This window comes from Paraburkholderia silvatlantica (assembly GCF_003096715.1).
GTDB classification, from domain to species: domain Bacteria; phylum Pseudomonadota; class Gammaproteobacteria; order Burkholderiales; family Burkholderiaceae; genus Paraburkholderia; species Paraburkholderia silvatlantica.
The window spans coordinates 433,470-457,743 of the sequence record NZ_QEOL01000001.1; the positions used below are offsets into that span (position 1 = coordinate 433,470).

The window sequence follows — 24,274 nt, forward strand, 5'->3', positions numbered from 1 at the left end:
ACTGGAAGCTGTCGCTAGCCCTGCCATCGGCTACGCGCAAGCAGCAAAACAGCCCCCCAGAATCAGGAAGATTAAAAGCGCCCCGCTCGGAGCAAGGGCGGCGCCAGGTTCGACCAGGCGATGGACAGACAGCGGTCAGGCAACCGGGGCAGAGGAATCACGGCAGAGGCGCATGACGCTGCGGATTCTCGACGCATATCGCACGGCATGGTCCTTCGGGCCGGGCCGAATCTCACACCAGAATTCCTGGTGGCGGGCACCGAGACGTCGCGCCGCCTCGTGGCGGTGAAAGTGACTGGCAAGCCAGAACTGGCAGCCGTCAAAGAAGACCTTCATTGCCGGCTGCGCCGCGCGCATTGAACCGCTGCGAACAGCGGCCATAGCGTCCTGCAGCGCTGCATCGTCGAACGATCCCTCACAGGCAAGCTCATCATCGACCGAGAGTTGCAGGAACTTGAGGTAATCCAGACCGAGCACGCCAGCGGGTAGTCTGGCGGATGTGCGGGCAGGCAAACGAGGATGGCCGGACATCATGATGTCAGATTGTGCAGGATAACCGAACAGATAACCTGGTCGTGCCGTACTTCCCGACCTGAGCTGACCCGCCCGGTTCACTCATCAGCCATGAGATGGCGAATCACGAGTGCAGGGTCAGCGATATCCAGAATGAGCCTGCGCAGGATGCGCCTGCGCATGTGTTCTTCGTCCAGAGTCCAGGGCGCACCCTTCTCGCTGAGGTAGCGCGCGAGGGCGTCCTGATTGTCCTCACCGGCGGGAAGGTCGAGGCGGACAGCCAGCAGGCCCGCCACGACGTCGTCGACCTCGACTTCCAGCGGTTTCGAATCAATGTTGAGCTTCAGTTTCATGACCGCTCCAGCACAAAAAGCGGCGCCGCATGACGGAGACAGCGTGCGGCGCCGAACGGGTTGCGCCGGCCGCGGCTGTTGGCCGGCGCATGCAGGCAACGCTGCCGGATCAGTAGTCAAACTCCGGTGCGGGGGTCTGCGCCGGCTTCTCGTCCTTCGGCGCTTCTGCGACCGTTGCGTCCGTCGTCAGGATCAGCCCGGCAATCGATGCGGCGTTCTGTAGTGCCGTGCGCGCAACCTTGGTGGGATCGACCACCCCCGCCTCGACGAGGTCGCCGTACTCGCCGGTGGCCGCGTTGTAGCCGAAGTTGCCCTTGCCTTCGAGTACCTTCGCGATCACCACGGAAGGCTCATCCCCCGCGTTGGCGGCGATCACGCGCAGCGGCGCCTCGAGCGCGCGCAGCACGATCTGGACGCCTGCGTCCTGATCACTGTTGGCGCCTTTGAGGCTTGCGACCGCCGAACGCGCGCGCAGCAGCGCCACGCCCCCACCCGGCACGATGCCTTCCTCGACCGCCGCGCGTGTGGCGTGCAGCGCGTCGTCCACGCGGTCCTTCTTCTCCTTCATCTCAACCTCGGTTGCCGCCCCAACCTTGATGACGGCCACACCGCCTGCGAGCTTCGCCACGCGCTCCTGGAGCTTTTCGCGGTCGTAGTCGCTCGTCGCTTCCTCGATCTGCGTGCGAATGGACTTCACGCGCGCCTCGATGCGCTCCCCGTCGCCCGCGCCGTCGATGATGATCGTGTCGTCCTTGCGCACCTCGACGCGCTTCGCACGTCCGAGATCCTCGAGCGTTGCCTTCTGCAGTTGCTTGCCGGTTTCCTCGGAGATGACGATCGCACCCGTGAGGATCGCAATGTCCTCGAGCATGGCCTTGCGTCGGTCGCCAAAGCCCGGGGCCTTGACGGCCGCCACCTTCAGGATGCCGCGCATCGCGTTGACCACGAGCGTGGCCAGCGCTTCTCCTTCGATATCCTCAGCAATGATGAGCAGGGGTTTGCCGGCCTTGGACGTCGCCTCAAGGACCGGCAGCAGATCCCGGATATTCGAGATTTTTTTGTCGTGCAGCAGGATCAGCGCATCGTCGAGATACGCAGCCTGCTTGTCGGGATCGTTGATGAAGTAGGGGCTCACGTAGCCGCGGTCGAACTGCATGCCCTCGACCACATCGAGTTCGTTCTCGAGCGACTTGCCGTCCTCGACCGTGATCACGCCTTCCTTACCCACCTTCTCCATGGCGTCGGCGATGATTCTGCCGATCGCCTCGTCGGAGTTTGCCGAGATCGAACCGACCTGCGCGATCTCCCGGTTCGTGGAAATCGGCTTCGACAGCTTGTGCAGCTCGTCGAGCACGGCGGCCACGGCCTTGTCGATTCCGCGCTTCAGATCCATCGGATTCATGCCCGCGGCGACGTGCTTCATGCCCTCCTGCACGATGGCCTGCGCGAGCACGGTGGCCGTGGTGGTGCCGTCCCCGGCCACATCGGCGGTCTTTGAGGCGACCTGCTTGACCACCTGCGCTCCCATGTTCTCGAAGCGGTCCTTCAACTCGATTTCCTTTGCCACCGACACGCCGTCCTTCGTGATGGTCGGCGCGCCGAAGCTGCGCTCGATCAGCACGTTGCGGCCTTTCGGTCCGAGTGTGACCTTAACGGCATCGGCGAGGACGTTCACGCCCTTGACGATACGGGCGCGTGCGCTGTCATGGAATTTGACGTCTTTTGCACTCATGTTGTTGCTCCGGGTAAAGTCGTTGACTCAACGCGTCGCGAACGACCGGCCAGATGTCCGCGACCGTAACGGGAATTCAGGCGGCCTTGCGGGCGTTGCCCGCGTCGACCTCGAGGACGCCCATGACGTCTTCCTCGCGCATGACGAGCAGTTCCTCGCCATCGACCTTGACGGTCTGGCCGGCGTACTTTCCGAAGAGCACCTGGTCACCGACTTTCAGCTGGAGCGCACGCAGCGTTCCATCCTGCAGCAGCCGGCCACTGCCGATTGCGACGACTTCGCCTTGTTCGGGTTTTTCTGCCGCTGAGTCGGGAATCACGATGCCCGAGGCCGTCGTCCGCTGCGTCTCGATTCGCTTGACGATAACCCGGTCGTAGAGGGGACGAATCTGCATTTCCATCTCCTGAGCGATTAAAGGATCACCAATAAGGGAATCCGGCTGCGGGTACTGGGGCGCGTGACGACACCACAGCGCAGCCGAGCCAACGTCTGGCGGAAAGCGAAATAGAGGTGCCCGTCGCGCCCTTCAAGGGGGCTGAAAGCGGCTCTTTGTAACAAATTGTTTCAGCGCGACGGCAGGATGTGATGGACTGCGCCGAGGCGATAAACCGTGCGACCGCGTCCATCCTGGCGGCGGGGCTCAGGCATCACGGGACATGGAGGCTGGCGTCCGCCATCGGCATCAAGGGTGTCGTCGGGTTCGTCGAGCATGCGCCACAAGCCGCCCTTGACGGGCCGAAACAGTCAACGCACGTAGCCCCTGCGCGCGGCGAGATGCATCAGCTCGCTGCGATCGGAAGCGCGCCTGCAACAGGATCGGCGCCAGCGCTGCCGAGGCGCTCGCCTGCCGTCAGGCGTTTGGCGACTACGGAGAGGACAGGCGCCTGGCCAGTCGCTTCTCGATGACGAGTTGCGCCGTGACGGTGACGGCAAAGAGCGGCAGGCGCACGGTGTCGATGTGCTCCTGAAGCCTGTCGAAAAGGTCCATGAAACCTCCCGGTTGACATGTTGCAGGGCCTCTTGAAATTTCCGTTCTTTACGCTATTTTATTCATCGCTCAGGCAGTCGCGATTAAGCGCTGCGTGTTTCGATTTGTTTGTCAGAGGGGTCTCCCACCGGCAGGCGAACTGGAGCGCGTGGTCCGGTTCGTTCTTCGTGAGAGGCCCCGGTTTCAAGGAGCCAGTCATGAGCGATCTTTTCTTCAGCACCGATCTGCTGGGCGAATTCGACCGCCTGCAACGGCAGATGGCCAGCGTCTTCGCGGGCTTTCCCGCGAGCCTGCGCGCCACGCGCAGCGAAACCTTTCCTCCCGTCAACATCGGCAGCACCGACGACAGCGTCGAGATCGTCGCGTTCGCGCCAGGACTTGATCCGGCCGCAATCGACGTCTCGATCGACAAGGGGTTGCTGACGATCAGCGGCGAGCGCAAGCCGCCCGGACATGAAGCGGACGACGAGACCCGCGTATACGCCAGGGAACGCTTCATGGGTGCATTCCGGCGCGTGATCGAACTGCCGCCGCACGCGGATCCCGACAAGGTCAGTGCGCGCTACGCGAACGGCTGTCTGACGGTGAGCGTCGGACGTTCCGAGGCGTCGAAGCCGCGCGCCATCGCCGTCCAGTGAGCCCAGGCGCAAATGAAATGCGAGACAGCACGGAGGACATCATGAACGACAGCACTGAACTGGCGACCCGTAAGTCGCACACCGACGTTGCTTCGCGCGAGGGTGCGCAACCTGCGAAGCAGCTCACCCGGATCGCGCCTGCGGTGGACATCATCGAGGACAGCCACGGCATCACGCTCTACGCGGATCTGCCGGGCGTGCCGCGCGAAAAGCTCGATGTGCGCGTGCAGGACGGCAGCCTGAACATCGAGGCGGAAGCCGTGATCCCGACCCCATCCGGGTTGCGCCTGCAGCATGGCGAGGTGCGTCACCCGCACTTCTGGCGCGCCTTCACGCTCAGCCCCGATTTCGACGTCTCGCGCATCGATGCACAACTGCGCGATGGGGTGCTCAAGCTCACCATTCCTCGTCGCGACGAGGCAAAGCCGCGACGCATTGAGGTGAGCGTTGGTTAGACGTATGCACGCAGGCAAGTCCGGTCATGCGGAGTGGCCCGCACGGCCCGCTCCGCGTGACCCGACTGGCGGAGGAATGTATGGACAACCTACGCAGCCAAAGCTGGAAGGGCTTCACGATCGAGACCGGCGCGTTTCCGGTTCGGCACTGCGCGCTGCCTCATGCCGGCCGGGACGCGTACGTGGCCGTCGTGCGCATCCGGCGCGCACAGCAGACGGTCGCGGACTGGCACCTGCCACGCTACGCCCAGCACTGGGCAAGCCCGGACGAGGCGCACCGGGAGGCGGTCGAGTATGCGATACGCGCCATCAACGCGGGCTGTCTGACCGACACGGGTTCGCCGGCGCGATTCCTCGCTTGACAGCGCCACGCTGCATGGTACCGAGACCCTTGTCTGGCTTGCTTTACGTGTCGTTTTTCTGCAGGGAGCCCCTGCTTTCGGGACCCTGCCATACGGGAGAAGAAAATGCTCAGTCCACACGAATTTGCGACCCTGATGCTGGTTCGTCAGGCGCCGGACCAGCTCGACATGAACCGCGCCGAACTCGACGCGCTGCTCGAGCGCCAACTGGTCATGCTGGAACATTGCGGCAAGGGCGCGCGCCGCGCGTACCTGACCGGGAAGGGCAGAACGTTCCTCGACGCGCTCCACCCGGGCGACGCACCACATCGAAGCCGGAAGACCGCCGGCAACGGCGGTGGGACAGGGCCGGAAACGCCCTCTATGCCGGGTGGCCGCACGACGGATATTGTGGAGCCGGGACGCGCTGGCTGAATGGCTGCGTATTCGCAACGCCTGGTCTCTCGTCCTCGCCGTGAGGCGCGGGTGCGAGGCTGCCAGGGGCCTCCCGGGCTGCCTCGGGGGCCACACGAGTCGCCGTGGTAACGCCCGGTCGCACCGACGGTGGCCCAAGGGCGCGATGCGATGTGGAATGCCATGTGCTGCACGAACGGATAGCGAAACTTCGTCGCCGCAGGCGGTCTGCGTGCGGCGCCCTGTTGGAGGTGTCAGATGAACACGGACTCAGTCATCGAGTATCACGGCTGCGAGCTCCGGCCGGTGGTCACCGCCACCGGGAGCGGCCGTTACACAGCCGCGGCTATTGTCACCGACCGGGCGGGCGAAATACGCACGCTCGGTGTCGATGGAGATTTCGCCAACGCCGAGGAGGCGCGCGATGAAGCGCTGGAGCTTGCCGTTGCATGGATCCAGCAACGCTCAGTCGTTTCGGACCGGTATGTTCGACGGACCTAGACAGCGTGGTCTTGTCGCCGCCCGACGTTCCGACGATGGGCACCATTTCGCCAAAGCGCGCCTGCATCGACATGCTTTGCAGCGCATGCCGCGCGCCCTATTCCATGTGCATGCCGCCGTTGACAGCAAAATTGGCCCCTGTCACGAACGCGCCATCGTCCGAGCACAGGTACGCAACCAGCGACGCCACTTCCTCCGGCCGGCCGAGGCGCCCCACGGGAATCTGCGGCAGGATGCGCGTATCCATGATGTCCTGCGGCACGGCTTCCACCATCGCAGTGGCAAGGTAGCCCGGCGACACCGTATTCACGGTTACGCCGCGTTTCGCAACTTCGAGCGCGAGCGACATCGTAAAACCATGAATGCCGGCCTTTGCCGCCGCGTAGTTCGTCTGCCCAAAAGCCCCACGCGAACCGTTCACGGAACCAATGTTCACAATGCGGCCGAACCGCCGTTCGCACATACCCGGCACGAATGGCTTCGTGAGATTGAACATGCTGTCGAGATTCGTGTGTATCACCGCATCCCACTCGGGCTTCGAGAGCTTCATGAAACTGGCATCGCGCGTGATACCGGCGTTGTTGACGAGCACATCGACGCCGCCGAACTCCGCGATTACCCTTCGTGCACACTCCTCGCACGAGTCGTAGCTGGCCACGTCGAGCCCGAACGCATGGAACGTCCTCCCCGCCTCGCGTTCGCCGTGCAGCCATGTCGCCACGTGATCGTTGCGCTCCGAATGGGAAACCAGCACGGTCATGCCGGCGTCGTACAGCCTCCGGCTGATGGCGGCGCCAAGGCCTCCCATTGCGCCGCTCACAAAGGCAATCCGCTCCTTGCGCATCCTGTTTCTCCTCGCAGATAGGCGATCGGCCGCGGATCGGCGCGATCGAACTGTCGCATCACTATAAAAACGCGCATTCGTCCGCGATTGACATGCATCAATCGGAACTCTTCTGCCGGAAACCATCGCGAGGCGCGAAGGGTTGACTCAAATCAATGGTGCCCCCTTGCCGGGACCTAGACTCATCGCACGCCCCCCTTGTTCGCGGTTTTCTCAATCGTGGAGCGCCGATCAGGGAGTACTGCGGCATTCTTGTTCATCTGGATCCACCCGGCGCACCGTGCCTTCGAAGAGGCGGGAAACCACCATGCCCGACAAGCCCAACGACGCTGCCGCCAGCGCCACCCCGCTCGACAAGCTCGACGACTACGCGTTGCGTTACGCCGTGCGCCACGCCACGCTTGCCCCGTCGAGCCACAACAGTCAGCCGTGGCGTTTCGTGCCCGCCCACGACCGGATCCTGTTGTGCGCCGACCGCCTGCGGGCGCTGCCGGTCGTCGATCCTTTCGATCGGGAGTTGATCATCAGTTGCGGCGCGGCGCTCTTCAACCTGCGCGTGGCGCTCGCGAGTCTCGGCATCGGCTATGCCATTACGCTCTTTCCAACGAGCCTCGATCCCGACGTGCTCGCCGATGTGCGCCTGCTTCGCGAGCGGCCTGTGGGCGCGGACCTGGTTCCGCTGCTCAATGCCATTTCGCTGCGGGTCACCACGCGCCGCCCGTTTTCTCCCGCGCCGGTCTCGGCAGCCGTCGAACACGAACTGATCGAAGCGGCCCGCACCGAGGGGGTTGACGTTGCATGCGCAACCGAAGCCGCGAAGCGCGAGGCGATCGCCGACCTCATCGCGCAAGCCGACCGGCGGCAGTTCGCCGATCCCAGGTTCCGCCGCGAACTCGCCAAATGGATCCATCCGCGCCGCACCGGCGACGGCATGCCGGCCTATGCGGCCGGACTTGCCCCCCTGCTCGACTTCGCAGCACCGCTCGTCGCCTCCGCGATCCGCACCTTCGACATGGGTGGCGGCGTGGCGGCGACACATCGGGAACTCGCGGCAGGCTCGCCCCTGCTGCTGTGCATCGCGACGAGCGTCGACGATGCGCAGGCCTGGCTTGCCGCGGGCGAGGCGCTCGAGCGGGTGCTGCTCGTGCTGACAGTGCACGGACTTTGCGCCTCCTATCTGAACCAGCCTATCGAAGTGGCCGAACTGCGCTCGCAGCTAGGCACGCTGCTCGGCATGCCGGAATCCGCTTGTCCGCAGCTTCTGCTGCGCATCGGACACGGCACGCCGGACGCGCCGTCACCGCGCCGCCCGCTGAGCGAAGTCGTGGCGTAAGTCCTCGTCCCGGGCAAATCGTCTGGATTCTCGAGCCCGCAACAGATCCGGACGCGGCAAGGAATTTGCCCGGCCATGCGGCATCGGTGTGACGTGCGGCGTGACGTGGCTGGCGCGAGCCCGGCGAATTCGCTACGGCCGCCCTGGACATTCAGCCAAAGCACACGTGCGCTGGACGTTAGCCAACACCCGCACGCGCTATCTGACGTTCCCCATTTCGCGCACGAATTCGAGCTGCGCCTGCAGGATCTGTTCGGCGCAGCGCGCATAGAGCCACCCGGGCCCGTTGTCGGTGCTGTACATGCCGCGGCACAAGCCCTTGAGCCGTATCGTCGTCGTTCCGTCCGCCGCCATCTGCCGTACCGCCCAGAAGTAAGCGATGCCGAATTCATGCGGCATGCGTGTCTCGATCGTTGCGTCTGTCGCACGTTCGACAGGCGTGGGCGAGTGCCGTTGGACGAAGGCCCTGGCGCGTGCCCAGGCCTGCGCACAGTCGTCGGGCGGTGCGCATTGGATCGCACTTTGCTCTCGTCGCGCTTGCAACTCGGTCTCGGACCGATGAAAGGCGGCGTTGGCGTCGCGGCCGGTGTCCCGGTACGTAGTACAAGCCAAAAGCGATGCAATCAACAGCATCGGACCAAGCGCCCAGCCGAAGGACAATCTGCGCGACATTTTTTCGCCCTCGCCCGAAGATCGGCTCGCGACCGCGTGCCACCGACTCAGGGTAAGGGCCCCCTCCTCGTTTCGATTGATCTACCTCAAATCGAGACGAGGCCGCGTCAATGCCGCTTCGTCTGACTCACGTCAAATGCGGCGCGCAGGCGTGCGCTCCAATCGATGTCGGGCGCGCAGCGTCGCGCGTGAAGGGAGGCGAGCATGATGAAACTGACGTTTCTGGGCGCGGCACAGACGGTCACCGGGTCGCGTTACCTGCTCGAAGCGGGGAACAGGCGGGTGCTGATCGACTGCGGGCTGTTCCAGGGCACCAGGAACCTGCGCCTGCGCAACTGGGATCCGCTGCCCTTTCCCGCCGGCTCGCTCGATGCCGTCATCCTCACGCACGCCCATATCGACCATTGCGGCTACCTGCCAGTCCTTGCGCGCAGCGGTTATCGCGGCCCGGTGTACTGCACGCCCGGCACCGCGGACCTGTGCGGCGTCATGCTGCGCGACAGCGCACGGCTACAGGAGGAAGACGCGGCGTTTGCGAACCGTCACGGCTTCTCCAAACACCATCCTGCGCTGCCGCTCTACACGCTGGAAGATGCCGAACAGGCGCTGCGGCTCGTCGCGCCGCGCCCATTCGATGAACCCGTCGCGCTCGGCGAGCAACTGAGCTTCCGGTTGCTGCCAGCCGGCCATATCCTGGGGGCGGCCAGCGTCGTGCTGTGCAACGGGCATACGGTCATTGCGTTTTCCGGCGACCTCGGGCGCCCCGGCGATCCGATCGTGCGTGCGCCATCCCCGCCGGTGCATGCCGACTACCTGGTGGTCGAATCGACCTATGGCGACCGGCTGCACGAGGCACTCAACCCCGAAGACGAGCTCGCCGGGATGTTCTCGCGCACATTTGCGCGTGGCGGGATCGTGGTGATGCCCTGCTTCGCCGTGGGACGCGCACAGGAAGTCCTTTACTACATCGCGCGATTGAAACAGTCGGGCCGCATGGCGAATGTTCCGGTCTACCTGGACAGTCCGATGGCGATCAGCGTGACGGATCTCTACCGGCGTCACATGGGCGACCATCGGCTGACGGTCTCGCAGGTGCATGCCATCGATCATGCGGCGTTCATGGCGCGAACGGTGGACGAGTCCAAGGCCATTGCCGGACGCAACGGCCCCATGGTCATCATCGCAGGCAGCGGCATGGCCACCGGCGGCCGCGTTCTGCACCACCTGAGCGTGTACGTTTCGGACCCGCGCAACACGATCGCGCTCGTCGGCTACCAGGCGCCCGGCACGCGCGGTGCGGCGCTCGAGGCTCACGCGCCAGCCATCAAGCTGCACGGCGACTACGTGCGCGTGCGCGCCGAGATCTCCTCGATCACGTCCCTCTCCGCGCATGGCGATTACCGGGAAACCCTGCGCTGGCTTGCCGGCATGACGTGCCCGCCCGTGCGCACGTTCGTCACGCACGGCGAGCCCGCAGCGGCGGATGCCTTGCGCCGGCGCATCGTGGAGACGCTGCACTGGGATTGCTGCGTGCCGGAATACGGGCAGTCGTTCGAACTCGCGGAGGAAGCCGTGCAGTCTTACCCCTGCACGCGGAGCCTCGCCGAGGAACTGCTGCCCGCGCCGGCGGCAGGCGCAGCGCCCTGAACTGCAGGCCCGGCGCGTCCCGCGCGCGCGCCTGCGGGACGAGCGCCGAACTTTTTTGGGACACGGCTTCGAGGGGCTCATAAAATGGGCGAGCATCCCTCGTGCACGGGATGCCGGCGTCCCTCCCACTGGAGTCGATCCTTCATATGCGAATGGCCTACGCAGTGATCTCGCGCAAGCGTTGCGCCGCGGATAGTCGGCATGAGCGCGGGTGCTGAGCGGCGCATGCGCGCCGGTCAAGGCGCGTGGCACGCCATTGTCGCGCGCCTGCGCGATCCGGCCGTCTCGGCCGTGCTGGCGTTCGTCGTGGCCTTCTCGCTGGCTGGCGTCGTTGCGACGTTCGTTACGCGGCAGTGGCAAGCGGCGGCGGAAGTGCGATTCACCCGGCGCGCGGCGGCGCTGCACGAAACGCTCAGGCAGGCGCTGATTGCCGACGAGTCCATCTTGCGCGGCGCACGCGCTTTGCTCGAGCAGACGCCCGGCCCCGATCCAGCAACCTGGAAGCACTTTGTCGCCGCGATCGATCTGGATAACTCCCGTTCGGCGGTCACCGCGCTCGGCTATGTCACCCTGTACGCCAACCCGGCGGCAGGCGCGGCCGGCAGTGCCGAAGTCGCGACGCAATGGGCTGGCCTGAGCGCCAATCTCCCCGCAAACGCATTCGCGCAGACCGACGCGACGCGTGCCGCACGACGCTACGCTGCCGAAACCGGCAACGCCGCGCTCGCGGCGCTGCCGGCGCTGGCCAACGCGCCACCGCTTCTCACGCTCTGGCTGCCCGTCTACGAGACGGCACCCGATGCACAAGGCAATGCACGGAAGGTCATCGGCTTCGCGGTTGCCTTGCTGGACGCACGGCGGCTCTTCGCCCCGCTCGTTGCCGCCGATCCTGGGCTTGTGTTCAGCGCCCGGATCGGCACGCCTCCTCTGGACCTCTACACGGGTAAGCGCGGCGTAGAAGACGAGGTGTTGCCCGGCAAGCGGTTCCGGCGTAACGATCCGTTCGTGTTTGGCGGCGCAACGCTCGCGCTCGACGTCAGTGCCGATGCAAGTCCTGTGCTTACGGGGGCAGCAGCCTGCGCCACGGCCATTCTGCTCGCGGGGGCGCTCGGGGCCGCCGCGTTCGCGTTTTTCGCGCAACGCCTCATGCGCGTACACCTGGCGCCCACGAAGACCGCAGGCGACGCGCGCCTGAACGAAGCCCGCATGATGGGGATCATCCGCTCGTCGATGGAAGCGATCGTCACCGTCGACGATACCCAGCGCGTAGTGATTTTCAATCCCGCCGCCGAACAGGTGTTCGGCCTGTCCGCCATGGAAGCGATCGGCTCGCCGCTCTCGCGTTTCATTCCCGAGCGGTTCCGGGCCGCGCACGCGCAGCATGTCGAACAGTTTGGCGAGACCGGCGTCACCGAGCGCCAGATGGGCCGCCCGCAACGGGTGCTCCACGGGCTGCGGGCCAATGGCGAGGAGTTTCCCATCGAGGCATCGATTTCGCAGATCCGTGACGACTCGGGCAAGCTTTTCACGGTCGTGCTGCGCGACATCACGGAACGCGTGCGCGCGGAGGAGGCGCTCACGCGTTCGCGCGAAGAACTCCGGGAACTGTCGGCCAACCTGCAGAACGTGCGAGAGGCCGAAAAGACACGCATCGCGCGCGAGCTTCACGACGACCTTGGCCAGCAGCTCACCGCGCTCAAGATCGATCTCTCCGCGCTCGAGCGCCGGCTTGGGGAGAGTGACACCAGCGATGTCCCCGCGCGCCTCGCCGGCATGCGCAACCTGATCGACTCGACGGTGGGGGCCTTGCGGCGCATCGCAGCCGACCTGCGTCCGGTCATGCTCGACGATCTCGGCCTCGTGCCGGCGATCGAGTGGCTGGCGAACGACTTCACGAACCGCTACGGCATTGCCGTCGAGCGCGATCTGGACGCGGACGCCGAGATGTTTTCGAACGCCGCTTCCTCCGCACTCTTTCGCATCGTTCAGGAAGCCCTGACCAATGTCGCCCGTCATGCCGACGCGAGTCTCGTCGAAATTTCGCTCAAGGTGGACGGACCAGGCTGCGTCCTGCGCATCGCCGACGACGGGCTTGGCGCGACCGGCGACCCCGCAGATCCCGCCAGCACGCAGCGCAACGCTTTGCGGGACAAGTCGTTTGGCCTGCTCGGCATTCGCGAGCGAGCTCACATGCTCGACGGCACCGTTTCAATTGCTACCGCGCCCGGAAAGGGTTTTGCCATGACGATCACGTTCGCTCTCCATGCTCTCCTCCCCGAAGAGGCCGCATCATGATCAAGGTGATCATCGCCGACGACCATGCGCTCATGCGCGACGGTCTGCGCCGCATACTGGAAAGCGCAAGCGACGCCCAGTTCGAAGTCATCGGGGAAGGCTGCGACAGCGCGACCACACTCGCGCTCGTGCGGGAGCGCCCCGCCCAGGTCCTGGTGCTCGACCTCTCGATGCCGGGACGCAGCGGCGTGGATCTCGTCAAGCAGATCAAGGACGAAAAGCCCGAGTTGCGCATTCTCGTGCTGACCATGCACGCCGAGCAGCAATACGCGGTGCGCGCCTTCAAGGCGGGCGCTTCCGGCTACCTCACCAAAGAATGCGCGAGCACGGAGCTGGTCAGTGCCGTGACGAAGATCGCCGCCGGTGGCGTTTATGTCAGCATGACGATGGCCGAACGCTTCGCCCAGAGCCTGACCGAGCCCGCCGACACGCTTCCCCATCAACGGCTTTCCGACCGCGAGTTCGAAGTGTTCCGCCGGCTCGCGTCCGGACAGACCATCACCGAAATCGCGCAGGAACTCTGCGTGAGCACGAAAACCGTCAGCACCTACAAGGTGCGCGTCCTCGAAAAGATGCAGATGCCGCACGAAGCCGCGCTCGTGCGCTATGCGATGCGGCACAAGCTCATCGACGATCCCGACGAAGCCTGACCCTCAGGTGTCGCGGCCGATTGCCGCATGTCTGTAGGAATCGCCCTACACGTCTTCCGTTCCGCGTACGTCACTTTCCATCGCCGCCGATATTTTTTTGAGATGGCGTTGACGATACTGGCTATATGAAAGCCAGTCCTGTCCGCACGCGCCTGCAGGTCTTCCTCGTCGAGGATGCGACCGCGGTGCGCGGGAAAATCGCCGAAGCGTTGTCGGCCATTCCCGATGTGACCGTGATTGGCGAAGCGGAGGATGCGGCTAGCGCCTTGACCGGCATCGCGCAAAGCGGTGCGGACGTTGCGGTAGTCGACCTGAGGCTCGCGAGCGGCAGCGGCATCGAATTGGTCGCCCTGCTTGGCCGCGAGCAACCCTCGGTCGTAACGGTCGTGCTGACGAATCACTCCGGCGCACCGTTTCGCGCAGCCTGCCAAAGAGCGGGAGCCCATTTCTTCTTCGACAAGACATCCGAGTTCGAAGCCGCCTGCGAAGCCATTGAAACGTTAGTGAAACAGCGCGTCCCCCCCGCGCGCTGAACCGGAGACGATCATGCATGCCGAGCCCGCCTGCGAAACCTCACTGTCCACGCCGCCGTCCGCGCGCTGGCCCGTCGTGCCGCTGCAGCCAGCCGTGCGCGAGGCCGCGCCGCGCCAGCCGGCAACGCGCTGCTCGACCTGCTCGCTGCGTGCGGTCTGCATGCCCGCGGACCTCACGTCCACAGAACTCCAGCAACTCGACACCGTCGTCCTCACCACACGCAATGTGCACCGCGGCGAAACGCTGTTCCGTGCGCACGACGCCTTCCAGAGCCTCTACGCCGTGCGGACCGGATCGTTCAAGACGGTCGTCATGCATCGCGACGGACGCGAGCAGGTCACGGGCTTCCAGATTCCGGGCGAGCCGCTCGGGCTCGACGGCGTTTGCTCCGGCACGCACAGCTGCGACGCCATTGCACTCGAAGACAGCACGGTTTGTATCATGCCGTTCGGCCAGCTCGAAACGTTCTGCCGCGAGAGCCGGCGCATGCAGCGCCATCTTTATCAACTGATGAGCGGCGAAATCGTGCGCGAATCCAGCCTGGTGATGCTGCTCGGCACGATGACTGCCGAACAGCGCCTCGCCGCGTTTCTGCTCGATCTCGCGGCGCGCTTCCAGGCGCGCGGCTACTCCGGCGCGCAATTCAACCTGAAGATGAGCCGGGAGGAGATCGGCTGTTTTCTCGGCATGAAGCTCGAAACCGTGAGCCGGATGTTCTCGCGCTTTCAGCGCGAAGGCCTGGTCGAGCCGAACGGCAAGCAGATCCGCATCGTCGATCTGGAGGGACTTGCGCGTGTGTGAAGCGAGGAGCCCGGTGCGAGCGCCCGCGACCGGAATCGCCTGGCGATTGACACATGTCAACGGGAAAAAGGGCGCCGATGACACTATGAATCTCGCCGGCGGTCTTCCGCTCCCCGGCCGCACTCGAGGAGAGATTCGATGTCACGCACTCCCACGCCAGCCGCTTGCTCCCTGGTGACTCCGTCCTGCCATGACGGGGTGAGGAAGATCCTTTTTCACGCCGCAGCGGTTTGCGCTGTCTCGTTGTATGCCGTCGCGGCGCATGCGCAACTCGCCGAACCCACTGAGCTCGTGGACCAGCAGCACTGCATGTTCTGCCACACGTCCGACGCGCCATTTCTCGCGCCGTCGTTTCACCAGATCGCCGAGCGTTACCGCGACAAACCGAACGCCAGCACCATGCTTGCAGAAAAGCTCAGGCACGGCGGCAAGGCGCACTGGGGGGACATGCCCATGCCCCTGCCCGACGACCGCGGCGGCCCGCTCTCGGCTCAGGACGCAAGTACGCTTGTCCAATGGGTACTGAGCCAGTAATTGCGTCGGGCGTTTAAAGGCAAGGAGCATCCTCATGCGCGTTACCGTTCATCTCGACAGTTTCGACCAGCTCGACCCTTCCGCTTACGCGATCGTCTGGATCGATACCGAAGCGAAGAAGTGGTCGCGCGAAGGCCATGCGGGTGTGAGTCTGTCCGAATGGGGGCAATGCGCTCCTTCGCCAGGCGGCACGGGCCTGTTCGCGAGTCAAGACCGGGGCGAGGTCTGCACGCTCGAAGGCCTGAACCTTGAGGCCAGCGAAGGCCCGTTTGAAGGCGAATGCGGTAGCGTGAGATGGCGCCAGCGCTTGAACGCCGGGTCACTCGAAGGACGTTGGCACGTGCAATGTGTCGACGAGAGCGTGCCCGACCCCGAGGATGGCCTCTTCGCTGACGAAGTCTGATCGGGCTTCCTCTTCAGACCTCTTCAGACGCCACGCTGCTCAGTGATCGCGGTGCCCAGCATCGCTTCGACAAAAGGCGCTTGCGGGTGCAGCGGAACCGAGTTGACGCTCGGCCGCGTCGAATGCCGCGCGCATGGCGGCCACGGGGTCGTCACCCTCGCAATGGCCCACCGGCGCGAGCTCCCGCGAAGCCGAAACGAGGTCGAGACGAACGTCATAGGCCGGCTGGTGGCTTCCGTGCTGCGTGTGGCGCATCCGCTCGATCGCGAGATGACAACCTGCCAGCACGCCGCTGAACCGCTCGAGGCGCAGCAGCTGAACGCCGGCTTCCGCCTCGAGGGCAGCGGAACCCGGGAAACCCAGATAGACGATTTGCATCCCGAGTCCCATCACCGTGCCCCTCAGAAGTCCGCGTTCTTGCTGCCCGAAGGCTCGTTGCCGCCCTTGACCACGCCTGCCTACACTTCAAACGCGTGACGGATTTTCAGATCGATCCACACCATGCCTTCGCGCAGCCCTTCGAGCACAGCCTCCCGCTCGGTTTCGAACACACGGTGATGCGCGAAGGCGTGGGAGAAGCACTGCGTCTGCGGGCCGTGCGTGACGCTGACTTCGCAGCGAAAACCGCCTTGCGGGGCCGGCGACGTGAGTGCCTGGACGCTCCAGGCGCCGGAATCGATATGGCCGGTAAGTGACATGATTGCGTTCCCCCTGGGGCGTGGTGGCGATCGACTGGACCTGCGGTTAAATTCAGGATAAGACCGGGTAGCCGAAGCCAATTGACGCACATCAACCTGACTCGCACCGCCCACCGCGGTGCGCTACCGAAGGCCCGCGTGGCACGCCGTTCACGCGTGCTGCTGCGCGAGTCGACCGACATTTCACTTGTCACCATCGTGCGATGCGCGCGCGGCCGCCATCGCCCGATCTGTGGCGCGGCTCGCCGGGGCTGCAACGGGAACCGGGCACAAGGCGTCGCGCGGGGCGTGCGAGGCAACGCTGCCGGGCAGCGCCAGCGTCCGCATGCGCCGCAGGCGATGGAAAGGTTTCGATGGCGCTTCCATCTACGTATCCAGTTCAACTGAACGAAGACCATAGCGGCACTATGACTGGCCGTGCCCTTGGTCTGTCCTTACGCCTGCATCGGCGTTTTCGCGCCCTGCGGCACGAGGAGCAGCGGCAGCACGGTGCGCTGCGCCACGTCGGCGGCGACGCTGGCGTAACGCCACCGGCCGCCTTCATGGCCGCCGCGCGTGCCGAGCACCAGCAGATCCGCGCGCCACTGCAGTGCCGCCTGAATGATCGCGTGCGCCGCTGACTCGCCGTTGCGCTGGGCTTCGAGAATGACCGCGTCGAAGTCCTCTGGATGCTGCGCGGCCGCCGGATCGCACGCGAGGTATCCCACGCGCACTGCCGTGCCAGGTGCGGCCAGCCTCGCCGCTTCGCGCACGCCGCAAGCCGATGCCGCGCTTGCGTCGCTCGCCACGAAAACGCGCCGTGGCGGCACCGAGCAGTGGCGTGCGGTGAGTGTGGGCAGCAACAGCACCGGGCAGTCCGTTTCGCCCGCGAGCACGACCGGATTGGCCGGCGCCCCGATCGCCAAGTCTGCCTTCCAGCCGCATACCGCGCGTGCAAGCGCCTCGTTGCGCGCCGCGCTGTCCGGCCCCGCGCCGAGGAATTCACAGTCCGCCTCGATTCCGCGCAGCACCAGCAGTTCGCGAGCGGCTTCGAGCGTCGCGGCCAGGGTGATCCGATGGGAGAAGTTGTGCTCGGCCCGCCGATTCGAATCCGGCAGCGAAGCCGAAGGTGCCAGGCCCGCCAGCCGTACGTGCGCGCCACGAACTGCCCAGCCCGCTACGCAGTCGAGCAGCGAGGCGACACGCTCCATTCCGGTGAACAAGACATAGAGGCGCGAATAAGGCGCGACGTGCTGCCTGCTGGCGGCCGCGGCAGTCGGTCGTTTCATTTTTGGCCTCCTCTCGCTCATGTCCCCGCTACGCGTTGCGCCGCGCGCGAGCCGGGCTGCATGAACGCAAAAAAAGAAGGCGCGGGGCCAATGCCCCTGCGCCGTCATGGCGCGCGCCGTGCTTTCATGCCCGATCGACGCGCCCTCTCCTCCGTCTCGAAGACCTCAGGCGCTCACTGGATCTGCAGCCGCTTCTGTTCGGCGGCCGCCTTTTTCGGCAGCGTGAGCGAGAGCACGCCGTCCTGATACTGCGCATTGGCAGTGGTTTCGTCGATGTCGCTGGCAAGCGAGAACGTGCGAGCGAAAGACCCGCTGTAGCGTTCGCGGCGAATGACGCGCTCGCCTTCCTTCTGCTCGGTCTTGCGCTCGACCTTCGCATGAATCGAAACCACATTCCCGTCGATTTTTACGTCGATATCCTTCTTGTCCACACCCGGCAGTTCGGCCTTTACCGTATAGGCCTTCTCGCTCTCCGTGAGATCGAGTTTGATCGCCGAGAGCTCGCTTTCCTCGGCGGCGAGCATCCCGCGCATCGGCCGAAACAGCCCCTGGAAGAGGTCCGAAACAGGCTCCATGGAAAACGGGTCATAACGTGTCAGATTGCTCATTGCATTGCCTCCTTTAAGCCCTTCGTGACGCACAACCCTGCGATGAGTCGCGCTGTACCCAATTTAGGCAGCAAGCAGGTTTTCTGATTGATCTGCCTCAACGTCTCCTTTTTCCCGGGATGCGCGGGCGCCCAGATTGTCCGTGGACAGATGATTGATTCAAATCAACTGCCGTGAGCCCTCCGTTCTTAGACTCGAATCACGTTCTCCGCCCCGAGGGGGCGGCGCGACCACCCCGTTCGCTGGAGATCACGATGAGCTACAAGACGATCATGGTGCACATGGATACGGGCGCGCGCGCGAGCGCGCGACTCGAGCTTGCGCTGAAGCTGGCCCGCAGGTTCGGCGCGCATCTGGATGGACTCTTCGCGGCATTCGAGCCGAACCCGCGCGAGTTCTACGTGATGGCCGGCACGGCCGACTACTACGACACGCACCGCAAGCTGCGCCGCGAACAACGCGGCGCAATCGAACGGCTCTTTCGCGCCGAACTGACGCGAGCGCAGGTCGGTGGCGCCTGGGTGACTCCAGAGGGCGATCCGGTCACAGCGGTCATGCAGCGCAGCCGGACCGCCGACCTCGTGATCCTCGGGCAAACTGATCAGGAAGATCCGGAATCCTATATTGCCGAACACTTTCCGGAGACCGTGCTTCTGGGCGCAGGCGGCCCTGTGCTGTTGATGCCCTACACAGGCAGCTTCGAGTCGGTCGGCGAACGCGTGCTGGTAGCCTGGAACGGAAGCCGCGAGGCTGCGCGTGCGGTTCACGACGCCATGCCTTTCATTGCGCGGGCCGCCCACGTGACCATCGTGGCCGCTTCCACGACCTTTACGTCCGCCGAGTCGCAGGCGTCGTGTGCCGACCTCGCGGCCATGCTTGCGCGCCACGGCGCGACGACGGTCGATATCACCCGGTTCGACCGCGACACGGCCGAATCCACAGGCGATGCGCTGCTCAGTTATGCGGCCGACGGCGGCTACGATCTGCTCGTGATGGGTGCCTACGGGCACGCGCGACTGCATGAACTCGTATTGGGCGGCGCCACGCGCTCCATCCTTGCCACGATGACGCTGCCGGTGCTCATGTCACATTGACGGGCCTCGCCTCGATTCTGCTCAGCTTCCACTGAAGCCTCACCACGGACTCGCGCATTCTGGTCGCCCTCGACGGCGGCAAGGCATAAAGAACAACTGGGCCAGTCGTGTTGCTGGCCCAGCCTTCACCGCGCGTGAACTCCCCCTTCCTTACATCGGCGCGAACACGACCGGGTATCCGAGATGGTCCTCGACACCCTTGACGCCAGGCACACGCTCCGCGGAGACGAGTATCGCCTTGCGCTCCTCCTCCGAATTCACCGTGCCCCAGAAGTGGACGACCCCTTCCTTGACGACGACGTTCTCCGCTGCCATTGCCCAGCGATGCCCATCCAGCGCGTGCATCACGTTGCGATGGATGGTGTCGTCCGACGCCACGCCCGCCTGATCGGGGCGCGCGGCGCTCGCCAGCGCGCGTATCAGGTTCGCACGGCTTACGATACCCGCCAGCTTTCCCTGATCGAGCACGGGCACACGCTTGATATGAAGGCGTTCGAGCACGTCGGCGATTTCGCTGAGCGGCGTGGAAGGCGAAACCGAAACGACATTGCTCGTCATGACATCGCCAACTTTCACCGCGTTTTCCTTGAGATACTCGCCCGCGAGCTTTCGCGTCGAATGGAGGAATTCGCCAAACCAGCTTCGCTGCGGCTTGCCCGTGCCCGTTTCCACACGATGTAGCAGATCGCTTTCACTGAGAATGCCGACAACCGCTCCGTCATCGTCAACTACCGGAATGCCGCTGATGTGATGTTCGGTGAGCAGCGTCGCTGCCTCGAAGATCGACACATTAGGGCGCACGGTGATGACGTCCGTCGTCATGATGTCAGATGCTTGCATGAGGTCCTCCATTAAGGGCCAACGCCCCGATGTGACTCAATTTAAAGACTGCGGCGCTGCGCGCATTGACTTGAATCAAACGCGCGGCCCTACTGCGACCGGGCTTTCACGGCATCGTCCGAATCCCTGTACATGCGAAAGTAGCCGCTGTGAAGCGTGATCGCTTCGGACTGCGTGGCCTCGATCATGCGAGCCGCCGCCCTTTCTATCGCGGCCCGGTGGGCAAGGAACGCGCCGCGCAAATCCGTCTCGAGCAGGGAGGCGGCGCCGAAATGATCCTCGAGCGCCTCGGCCGTAACCGCACATTCGACGTGCATGCCGCCAGCCGTGGCGGGAAAGGTCAGCGCGAGCCGGTCGGCGTCGTAGTGCGGCGGCTGATCGGGAAAGATGATGTTCATGCTGATGCACTCCCGCGCATGGGCGCTCGCAAACGAGCTAGATCGTGATGTAACCCAGGGAGGACCATGGCAGTCCCATGCGCAATATTTCTGCCGTGTCGGGTGCTCGCGCCATGCATGAGCGGCCGAAAGCACCGGAACGAACGAGAGCGAGTCGTTGATCGAGACGAGGAAGACGGAGTTGTCGCGCGATGCCGAGTTGCTGCAGCCGCTCGTCGGCTTTCCAGCAGTCGAGCCGAAGGTGCAAGCCGCACATTTCCGGACGTCGCAGAAACGCCGCGTCCTCGTTGGCCCTGAACATCGCTCCGGCTCTCGATGAGTCGGCGCACGCGAGGTGCTGGACGCACTGCAACGGAAGGTCCCCGGTTGCCCATGGCGCATCACATCTCGATGATGACCTTCAACGCCTGCGTGCTCGCCGCCTGCGAAAACGTCTCATATGCCTTGTGCATGTCGTCGAACGCAAACCGATGCGTGATCAGCCGGTTCGGATCGATGCGTCCGGCGCACACGGTCTTGAGCAGCATGGGTGTGCTCACCGTGTCGACGAGACGCGTCGTGATCGCCACGTTGCGGTCCCAGAGCTTGTCGAGGAAAAGCGACGCCGGCACGCCATGCACGCCGATGTTCGCAATCGTGCCGCCCGGCGCCACGATCTGCTGGCACAGCTCGAACGTCGCAGGCACGCCAACGGCCTCCATCGCGCAATCCACGCCCACGCCGCCCGTGAGCTTCATCACCGCCTCGACGGCGTCGCCCGCGCGCGGATCGATGCCCGCCGTCGCGCCGAACTTCTTCGCGCATTCCAGACGGTTGGCGTCCATGTCGATCATGATGATCTGGGCGGGCGAATAGAACTGCGCGGTGAGGAGCGCGGCCAGCCCGATCGGCCCCGAGCCGACAATGGCAACCGTGCTGCCGGGCTCGACCTTGCCGTTGAGAACGCCGCATTCGAAGCCCGTCGGCAGGATGTCTGAGAGCATCACGAGCGCGGCCTCGTCGAGGCCGTCGGGAATGCGGTACAGGCTCGTTTGCGCATGCGGAGTGCGCACGTATTCAGCCTGCGTGCCGTCGATGCGATTACCGAGTATCCAGCCGCCCGTCTTGCAGTGCGAATACATGCCGCGCCGGCAGTACTCGCACTGCCCGCAACTCGAGATGCACGAGACGAGCACGTGATCGCCGACTTTCAGCGTCGAGACGCCGCTGCCGATTTCATGGACGACACCCACCCCTTCGTGGCCGAGAATGCGGCCTGGCTCGCAACTCGGCACGTCGCCCTTGAGAATGTGGAGATCGGTGCCGCAGATCGTCGTTTTCGACATCTTGACGATCGCGTCGCCCGGATCCTGCAAGACGGGCATCGGCCGCGTTTCGACCGCGAACTTGCCTGGACCGTTGTAGACCAGTGCTTTCATGTTCCCTCCGGGAAATTTCAGAACGACGGCCGGCGCGGCCGTGACGGTATTAAAGCCTCTCTTATGATGAGCGGCGGCGAGGCCGCAAGATTTGACATTGATCAAGCACCCGCCAGGCCGGCAGATTCAATCGCCGAACGTGCGCGTGTGATCGTCGCAGCTGAATGTGGGCTGCGTCTGACCTCGAGCCGCTCGTAGCGCTGACTGGCTGCATGCGTTCATGTTTCGAGCACGTATTCGCCGGGCGCCGGCCCAAGGCCGGCTTCCGGCGTGCGCGCCGGAACTTCGCCCGTCGAGTGCCCGCGCAGCCAGTCGCACCAGCAGGTCCACCACGAACCGTCGATCACGGGTGTGTCGCTCACGTACTCATGGCGGCTGCGGTAAGGCGCGCCGGACTCGCGCGTCGCGCACCGGAAGTAGCGCCCCGGATGACCGGGCTCGGACACGATGCCGGCGTTATGGCCGCCCGACGTGAGCACCAATGTGAGCGCGTTGTGCGTGAGCAGATGCAGCTTGTAGACCGAGCGCCACGGCGAAACGTGATCGCGCTCAGTCCCGACGACGAACATCGGCGCTTCGATGTCCGAGAGCGCGATGGGCCGTCCATCCACGCAATAGCGCCCCGCCGCGAGATCGTTGTCGAGAAAAAGATGCGTGAGATATTCGCTGTGCATGCGGTACGGCATGCGCGTCGTGTCGGCATTCCACGACATGAGGTCGTTCGGCTTTGTGCGCCGGCCCAGCAGATACTCGCTCATCATGCGGGACCAGATCAGGTCGCGCGCGTTGAGCAACTGGAACGCCGCCGACATCTGCGCGCCGTCCAGATAGCCCTGCCGCCACATCAGCGCGTCGAGCGCGGCGAGTTCGCTGGCGTCGATAAACAAGCCAAGTTCGCCCGGCTCGCTGAAATCGGTGAGCGCGGCCAGCAACGTGACGGAGCGCAGCATGTCGCGCCGCCCGTCGCGTGCGAGCGCCGCCGCACCGATCGCGAGCAGCGTTCCGCCGAGGCAGTACCCGAGCGCGTGGACCGGCTCGCCGCACCGGGCGCGAACCGCTTCGAGCGCCGCGAGCAAGCCGTCGCGCAGGTAGTCGTCGAGGCCGAGATCTCGCGCTTGCGGGCCTGGGTTGCGCCACGATACCGCAAACACCGTGTAGCCCTGTTCGACCAGAAACCGGGTCAGCGAGTTGTGCGGTTGCAGGTCGAGGATGTAGTACTTCATGATCCAGGACGGCACGATCAGAATCGGCTCGCGCGTGACATCCGGTGTCGTGGACGCATACTGCAGCAGTTCGCACAGCGCGTTGCGCCAGACGACCCGCCCCGGCGTCACCGCCACGTCGCGCCCCGGAATCCAGGGCTGCGCCACGCGTGCTCGCGTGCCCCGCAGGGTGTCGGCCATGGCGTTCGCGTCGTCGAGCCAGTTGCGCAGGCCCGCAGCAAGGTTCGCGCCACCGCTGCGCAGCGTGGCCTGCAACACCTCGGGATTGGTCGCGATGAAGTTGCCCGGCGAGCACGCGTCGAGCCACTGGCGCGCCGCGAAGCCAACCAGTTCCTCGTGGTGCCGCTCGACGCCCGGAACCCCACGCGTCGCTTCGCACCACCAGCGCTCGACCGCCAGAAACGCGTCACGGTACATCTGGAATGGCCAGTGCGACCATGCGGCGGCGGTAAAACGGGGGTCGGCGTGACCGGCGTACACCGTCGTCCCGTCCTCCTGCGCTTCGTCACCGGTGGGACGCAACCGCGATGGAAACGTTGCCGCAAGCCATCCGTGCGTAGCAAGGTCGAAGCACTTTCCCGGTGAGACCGCGAGGTGCCCCGCCCAGTCGAACGCCGCCAGCATGAGCGCGAGCGGCGAAAGACCAAATGTCGCCACGGCCAGACCCGCGTGGGCCGCGCGGTTCCACTGATCGGCGGGCGAGTCGTCCGGCCCACGCGTCCCTTGAATTGCCGGCCTCACATGCAAGGGCTGAGCGTCGCTAACAGCGGAATCGGTCATGATGGGCGGACTCTTCGTTCGTCAGGCCGTCCGTGCGCGGTATGGCCCGGCGGCGGCGTCAACCGCACTACTGTGCGTGGACTGGGAAGGGTGGCGATTGATCTGAATCAAGTGTGCGAGCGCCGGACAGGCGGGACGAAGCATGAACGATGCCGTTGCACGCCACGCCTCGCGCGATCAACCGGCTCCGATCTGGCGGGCCGCGTTGTCTCCTCGTGGCAGAGACATTAGACGGAAGCGTCGATCGTCGCTTGACCTATATCAATCTGTGCTTCGTCGGCCGCCCTAGCCTTCACACA

The 24,274-nt window shown here is 64.9% G+C and carries 30 protein-coding genes; 15 read left to right on the forward strand and 15 right to left on the reverse strand.

All coding sequences use genetic code 11. The features are described from left to right. Window positions 1-135: 135 nt before the first annotated feature. From C7411_RS02120 to C7411_RS38570, 5 genes are all read right to left on the reverse strand, one after another. Window positions 136-534, reverse strand: a complete 399-nt coding sequence (locus tag C7411_RS02120) for a hypothetical protein (RefSeq protein ID WP_133253606.1) — start codon at window positions 532-534, stop codon at window positions 136-138. A gap of 77 nt (window positions 535-611) precedes the next feature. After that, window positions 612-866 (reverse strand): hypothetical protein, encoded by a 255-nt coding sequence (locus C7411_RS02125; RefSeq protein ID WP_110382899.1) that lies wholly within the window; start codon window positions 864-866, stop codon window positions 612-614. 109 nt (window positions 867-975) lie between these two features. Continuing rightward, entirely contained in the window at window positions 976-2,598 is a 1,623-nt protein-coding gene (groL, locus tag C7411_RS02130) for a chaperonin GroEL (protein WP_110382900.1), read from the reverse strand. 76 nt (window positions 2,599-2,674) lie between these two features. Then, complete coding sequence (locus C7411_RS02135; protein ID WP_110382962.1) at window positions 2,675-2,992, reverse strand: co-chaperone GroES; 318 nt, start codon at window positions 2,990-2,992, stop codon at window positions 2,675-2,677. A 471-nt stretch (window positions 2,993-3,463) separates the two neighbouring features. Beyond that, complete coding sequence (locus C7411_RS38570) at window positions 3,464-3,586, reverse strand: hypothetical protein (protein WP_258365406.1); 123 nt, start codon at window positions 3,584-3,586, stop codon at window positions 3,464-3,466. A gap of 197 nt (window positions 3,587-3,783) precedes the next feature. Here C7411_RS38570 and C7411_RS02155 point away from each other — a divergent pair, with 197 nt between their 5' ends. The 5 genes from C7411_RS02155 (at window position 3,784) to C7411_RS02175 (ending at window position 5,935) form a co-directional block, all read left to right on the forward strand. Then, a complete protein-coding gene (locus C7411_RS02155) occupies window positions 3,784-4,224 on the forward strand; it encodes an Hsp20/alpha crystallin family protein (RefSeq protein WP_110382901.1) in 441 nt (146 codons plus the stop codon). A 41-nt stretch (window positions 4,225-4,265) separates the two neighbouring features. Beyond that, a complete protein-coding gene (locus C7411_RS02160; protein WP_110382963.1) occupies window positions 4,266-4,679 on the forward strand; it encodes an Hsp20/alpha crystallin family protein in 414 nt (137 codons plus the stop codon). Window positions 4,680-4,759: 80 nt separating this feature from the next. Continuing rightward, on the forward strand, window positions 4,760-5,041 hold the full coding sequence (locus tag C7411_RS02165; RefSeq protein ID WP_110382902.1) for a DUF6566 family protein: 282 nt from the start codon (window positions 4,760-4,762) through the stop codon (window positions 5,039-5,041). Window positions 5,042-5,146: 105 nt separating this feature from the next. Then, window positions 5,147-5,455, forward strand: a complete 309-nt coding sequence (locus tag C7411_RS38030) for a hypothetical protein (protein ID WP_243413015.1) — start codon at window positions 5,147-5,149, stop codon at window positions 5,453-5,455. 237 nt (window positions 5,456-5,692) lie between these two features. Continuing rightward, complete coding sequence (locus C7411_RS02175; RefSeq protein ID WP_110382903.1) at window positions 5,693-5,935, forward strand: hypothetical protein; 243 nt, start codon at window positions 5,693-5,695, stop codon at window positions 5,933-5,935. A gap of 97 nt (window positions 5,936-6,032) precedes the next feature. Here the strand turns inward: C7411_RS02175 and C7411_RS02180 are convergent, their stop codons facing one another. After that, a complete protein-coding gene (locus C7411_RS02180) occupies window positions 6,033-6,779 on the reverse strand; it encodes a beta-ketoacyl-ACP reductase (protein ID WP_110382904.1) in 747 nt (248 codons plus the stop codon). A 307-nt stretch (window positions 6,780-7,086) separates the two neighbouring features. On the opposite strand from C7411_RS02180, the gene C7411_RS02185 reads away from it, so the two are divergent. After that, entirely contained in the window at window positions 7,087-8,112 is a 1,026-nt protein-coding gene (locus tag C7411_RS02185; RefSeq protein WP_110382905.1) for an Acg family FMN-binding oxidoreductase, read from the forward strand. Between the two features lie 198 nt (window positions 8,113-8,310). Here the strand turns inward: C7411_RS02185 and C7411_RS02190 are convergent, their stop codons facing one another. After that, the gene (locus tag C7411_RS02190; RefSeq protein WP_110382906.1) at window positions 8,311-8,511 is read right to left on the reverse strand and encodes a hypothetical protein; all 201 of its coding nucleotides are present in this window, start codon (window positions 8,509-8,511) and stop codon (window positions 8,311-8,313) included. Window positions 8,512-8,991: 480 nt separating this feature from the next. Here C7411_RS02190 and C7411_RS02195 point away from each other — a divergent pair, with 480 nt between their 5' ends. The 7 genes from C7411_RS02195 (at window position 8,992) to C7411_RS02225 (ending at window position 15,648) form a co-directional block, all read left to right on the forward strand. Then, window positions 8,992-10,431 carry an MBL fold metallo-hydrolase RNA specificity domain-containing protein gene (locus tag C7411_RS02195; protein WP_110382964.1) on the forward strand — a complete coding sequence of 480 codons (1,440 nt, stop codon included), beginning with the start codon at window positions 8,992-8,994 and terminating at the stop codon, window positions 10,429-10,431. A 201-nt stretch (window positions 10,432-10,632) separates the two neighbouring features. Further along, window positions 10,633-12,726: a PAS domain-containing sensor histidine kinase gene (locus C7411_RS02200; protein WP_243413016.1), complete on the forward strand. Its 2,094-nt coding sequence runs from the start codon at window positions 10,633-10,635 to the stop codon at window positions 12,724-12,726. Beyond that, on the forward strand, window positions 12,723-13,376 hold the full coding sequence (locus C7411_RS02205) for a response regulator (RefSeq protein WP_110382908.1): 654 nt from the start codon (window positions 12,723-12,725) through the stop codon (window positions 13,374-13,376). The genes C7411_RS02200 and C7411_RS02205 overlap by 4 nt, the downstream gene beginning before the upstream one ends. Before the next feature lie 125 nt (window positions 13,377-13,501). After that, complete coding sequence (locus C7411_RS02210; RefSeq protein WP_110382909.1) at window positions 13,502-13,909, forward strand: response regulator; 408 nt, start codon at window positions 13,502-13,504, stop codon at window positions 13,907-13,909. A 13-nt stretch (window positions 13,910-13,922) separates the two neighbouring features. Further along, window positions 13,923-14,711: a helix-turn-helix domain-containing protein gene (locus tag C7411_RS02215; RefSeq protein WP_110382910.1), complete on the forward strand. Its 789-nt coding sequence runs from the start codon at window positions 13,923-13,925 to the stop codon at window positions 14,709-14,711. A gap of 198 nt (window positions 14,712-14,909) precedes the next feature. Next, window positions 14,910-15,245, forward strand: coding sequence for a c-type cytochrome (locus C7411_RS02220; protein WP_220025052.1), 336 nt, complete (start codon window positions 14,910-14,912; stop codon window positions 15,243-15,245). Between the two features lie 34 nt (window positions 15,246-15,279). Then, window positions 15,280-15,648, forward strand: coding sequence for a DUF3564 family protein (locus tag C7411_RS02225; protein WP_110382912.1), 369 nt, complete (start codon window positions 15,280-15,282; stop codon window positions 15,646-15,648). Between the two features lie 39 nt (window positions 15,649-15,687). Here C7411_RS02225 and C7411_RS02230 read toward each other — a convergent pair whose 3' ends face one another. Then, window positions 15,688-16,038: a hypothetical protein gene (locus C7411_RS02230; protein ID WP_110382913.1), complete on the reverse strand. Its 351-nt coding sequence runs from the start codon at window positions 16,036-16,038 to the stop codon at window positions 15,688-15,690. Window positions 16,039-16,106: 68 nt separating this feature from the next. After that, the gene (locus tag C7411_RS02235) at window positions 16,107-16,346 is read right to left on the reverse strand and encodes a hypothetical protein (RefSeq protein ID WP_110382914.1); all 240 of its coding nucleotides are present in this window, start codon (window positions 16,344-16,346) and stop codon (window positions 16,107-16,109) included. An 81-nt stretch (window positions 16,347-16,427) separates the two neighbouring features. On the opposite strand from C7411_RS02235, the gene C7411_RS37285 reads away from it, so the two are divergent. After that, on the forward strand, window positions 16,428-16,733 hold the full coding sequence (locus tag C7411_RS37285) for a hypothetical protein (protein WP_146225303.1): 306 nt from the start codon (window positions 16,428-16,430) through the stop codon (window positions 16,731-16,733). Window positions 16,734-16,780: 47 nt separating this feature from the next. Here the strand turns inward: C7411_RS37285 and C7411_RS02245 are convergent, their stop codons facing one another. Beyond that, window positions 16,781-17,614, reverse strand: a complete 834-nt coding sequence (locus C7411_RS02245) for a universal stress protein (protein ID WP_165822725.1) — start codon at window positions 17,612-17,614, stop codon at window positions 16,781-16,783. A 173-nt stretch (window positions 17,615-17,787) separates the two neighbouring features. Continuing rightward, entirely contained in the window at window positions 17,788-18,222 is a 435-nt protein-coding gene (locus C7411_RS02250; RefSeq protein ID WP_110382917.1) for an Hsp20/alpha crystallin family protein, read from the reverse strand. A 254-nt stretch (window positions 18,223-18,476) separates the two neighbouring features. Between C7411_RS02250 and C7411_RS02255 the strand changes: the two genes are divergently transcribed. Beyond that, on the forward strand, window positions 18,477-19,316 hold the full coding sequence (locus C7411_RS02255) for a universal stress protein (protein WP_110382918.1): 840 nt from the start codon (window positions 18,477-18,479) through the stop codon (window positions 19,314-19,316). Between the two features lie 150 nt (window positions 19,317-19,466). Here the strand turns inward: C7411_RS02255 and C7411_RS02260 are convergent, their stop codons facing one another. The 4 genes from C7411_RS02260 to C7411_RS02280 form a co-directional block, all read right to left on the reverse strand. After that, complete coding sequence (locus C7411_RS02260; protein WP_110382965.1) at window positions 19,467-20,156, reverse strand: CBS domain-containing protein; 690 nt, start codon at window positions 20,154-20,156, stop codon at window positions 19,467-19,469. Window positions 20,157-20,245: 89 nt separating this feature from the next. After that, on the reverse strand, window positions 20,246-20,554 hold the full coding sequence (locus C7411_RS02265; RefSeq protein ID WP_110382919.1) for a DUF1488 family protein: 309 nt from the start codon (window positions 20,552-20,554) through the stop codon (window positions 20,246-20,248). 380 nt (window positions 20,555-20,934) lie between these two features. Further along, on the reverse strand, window positions 20,935-21,972 hold the full coding sequence (locus tag C7411_RS02275) for a zinc-dependent alcohol dehydrogenase family protein (protein WP_110382921.1): 1,038 nt from the start codon (window positions 21,970-21,972) through the stop codon (window positions 20,935-20,937). Window positions 21,973-22,190: 218 nt separating this feature from the next. After that, entirely contained in the window at window positions 22,191-23,975 is a 1,785-nt protein-coding gene (locus tag C7411_RS02280; protein WP_110382922.1) for a PHA/PHB synthase family protein, read from the reverse strand. Window positions 23,976-24,274: the final 299 nt, after the last annotated feature.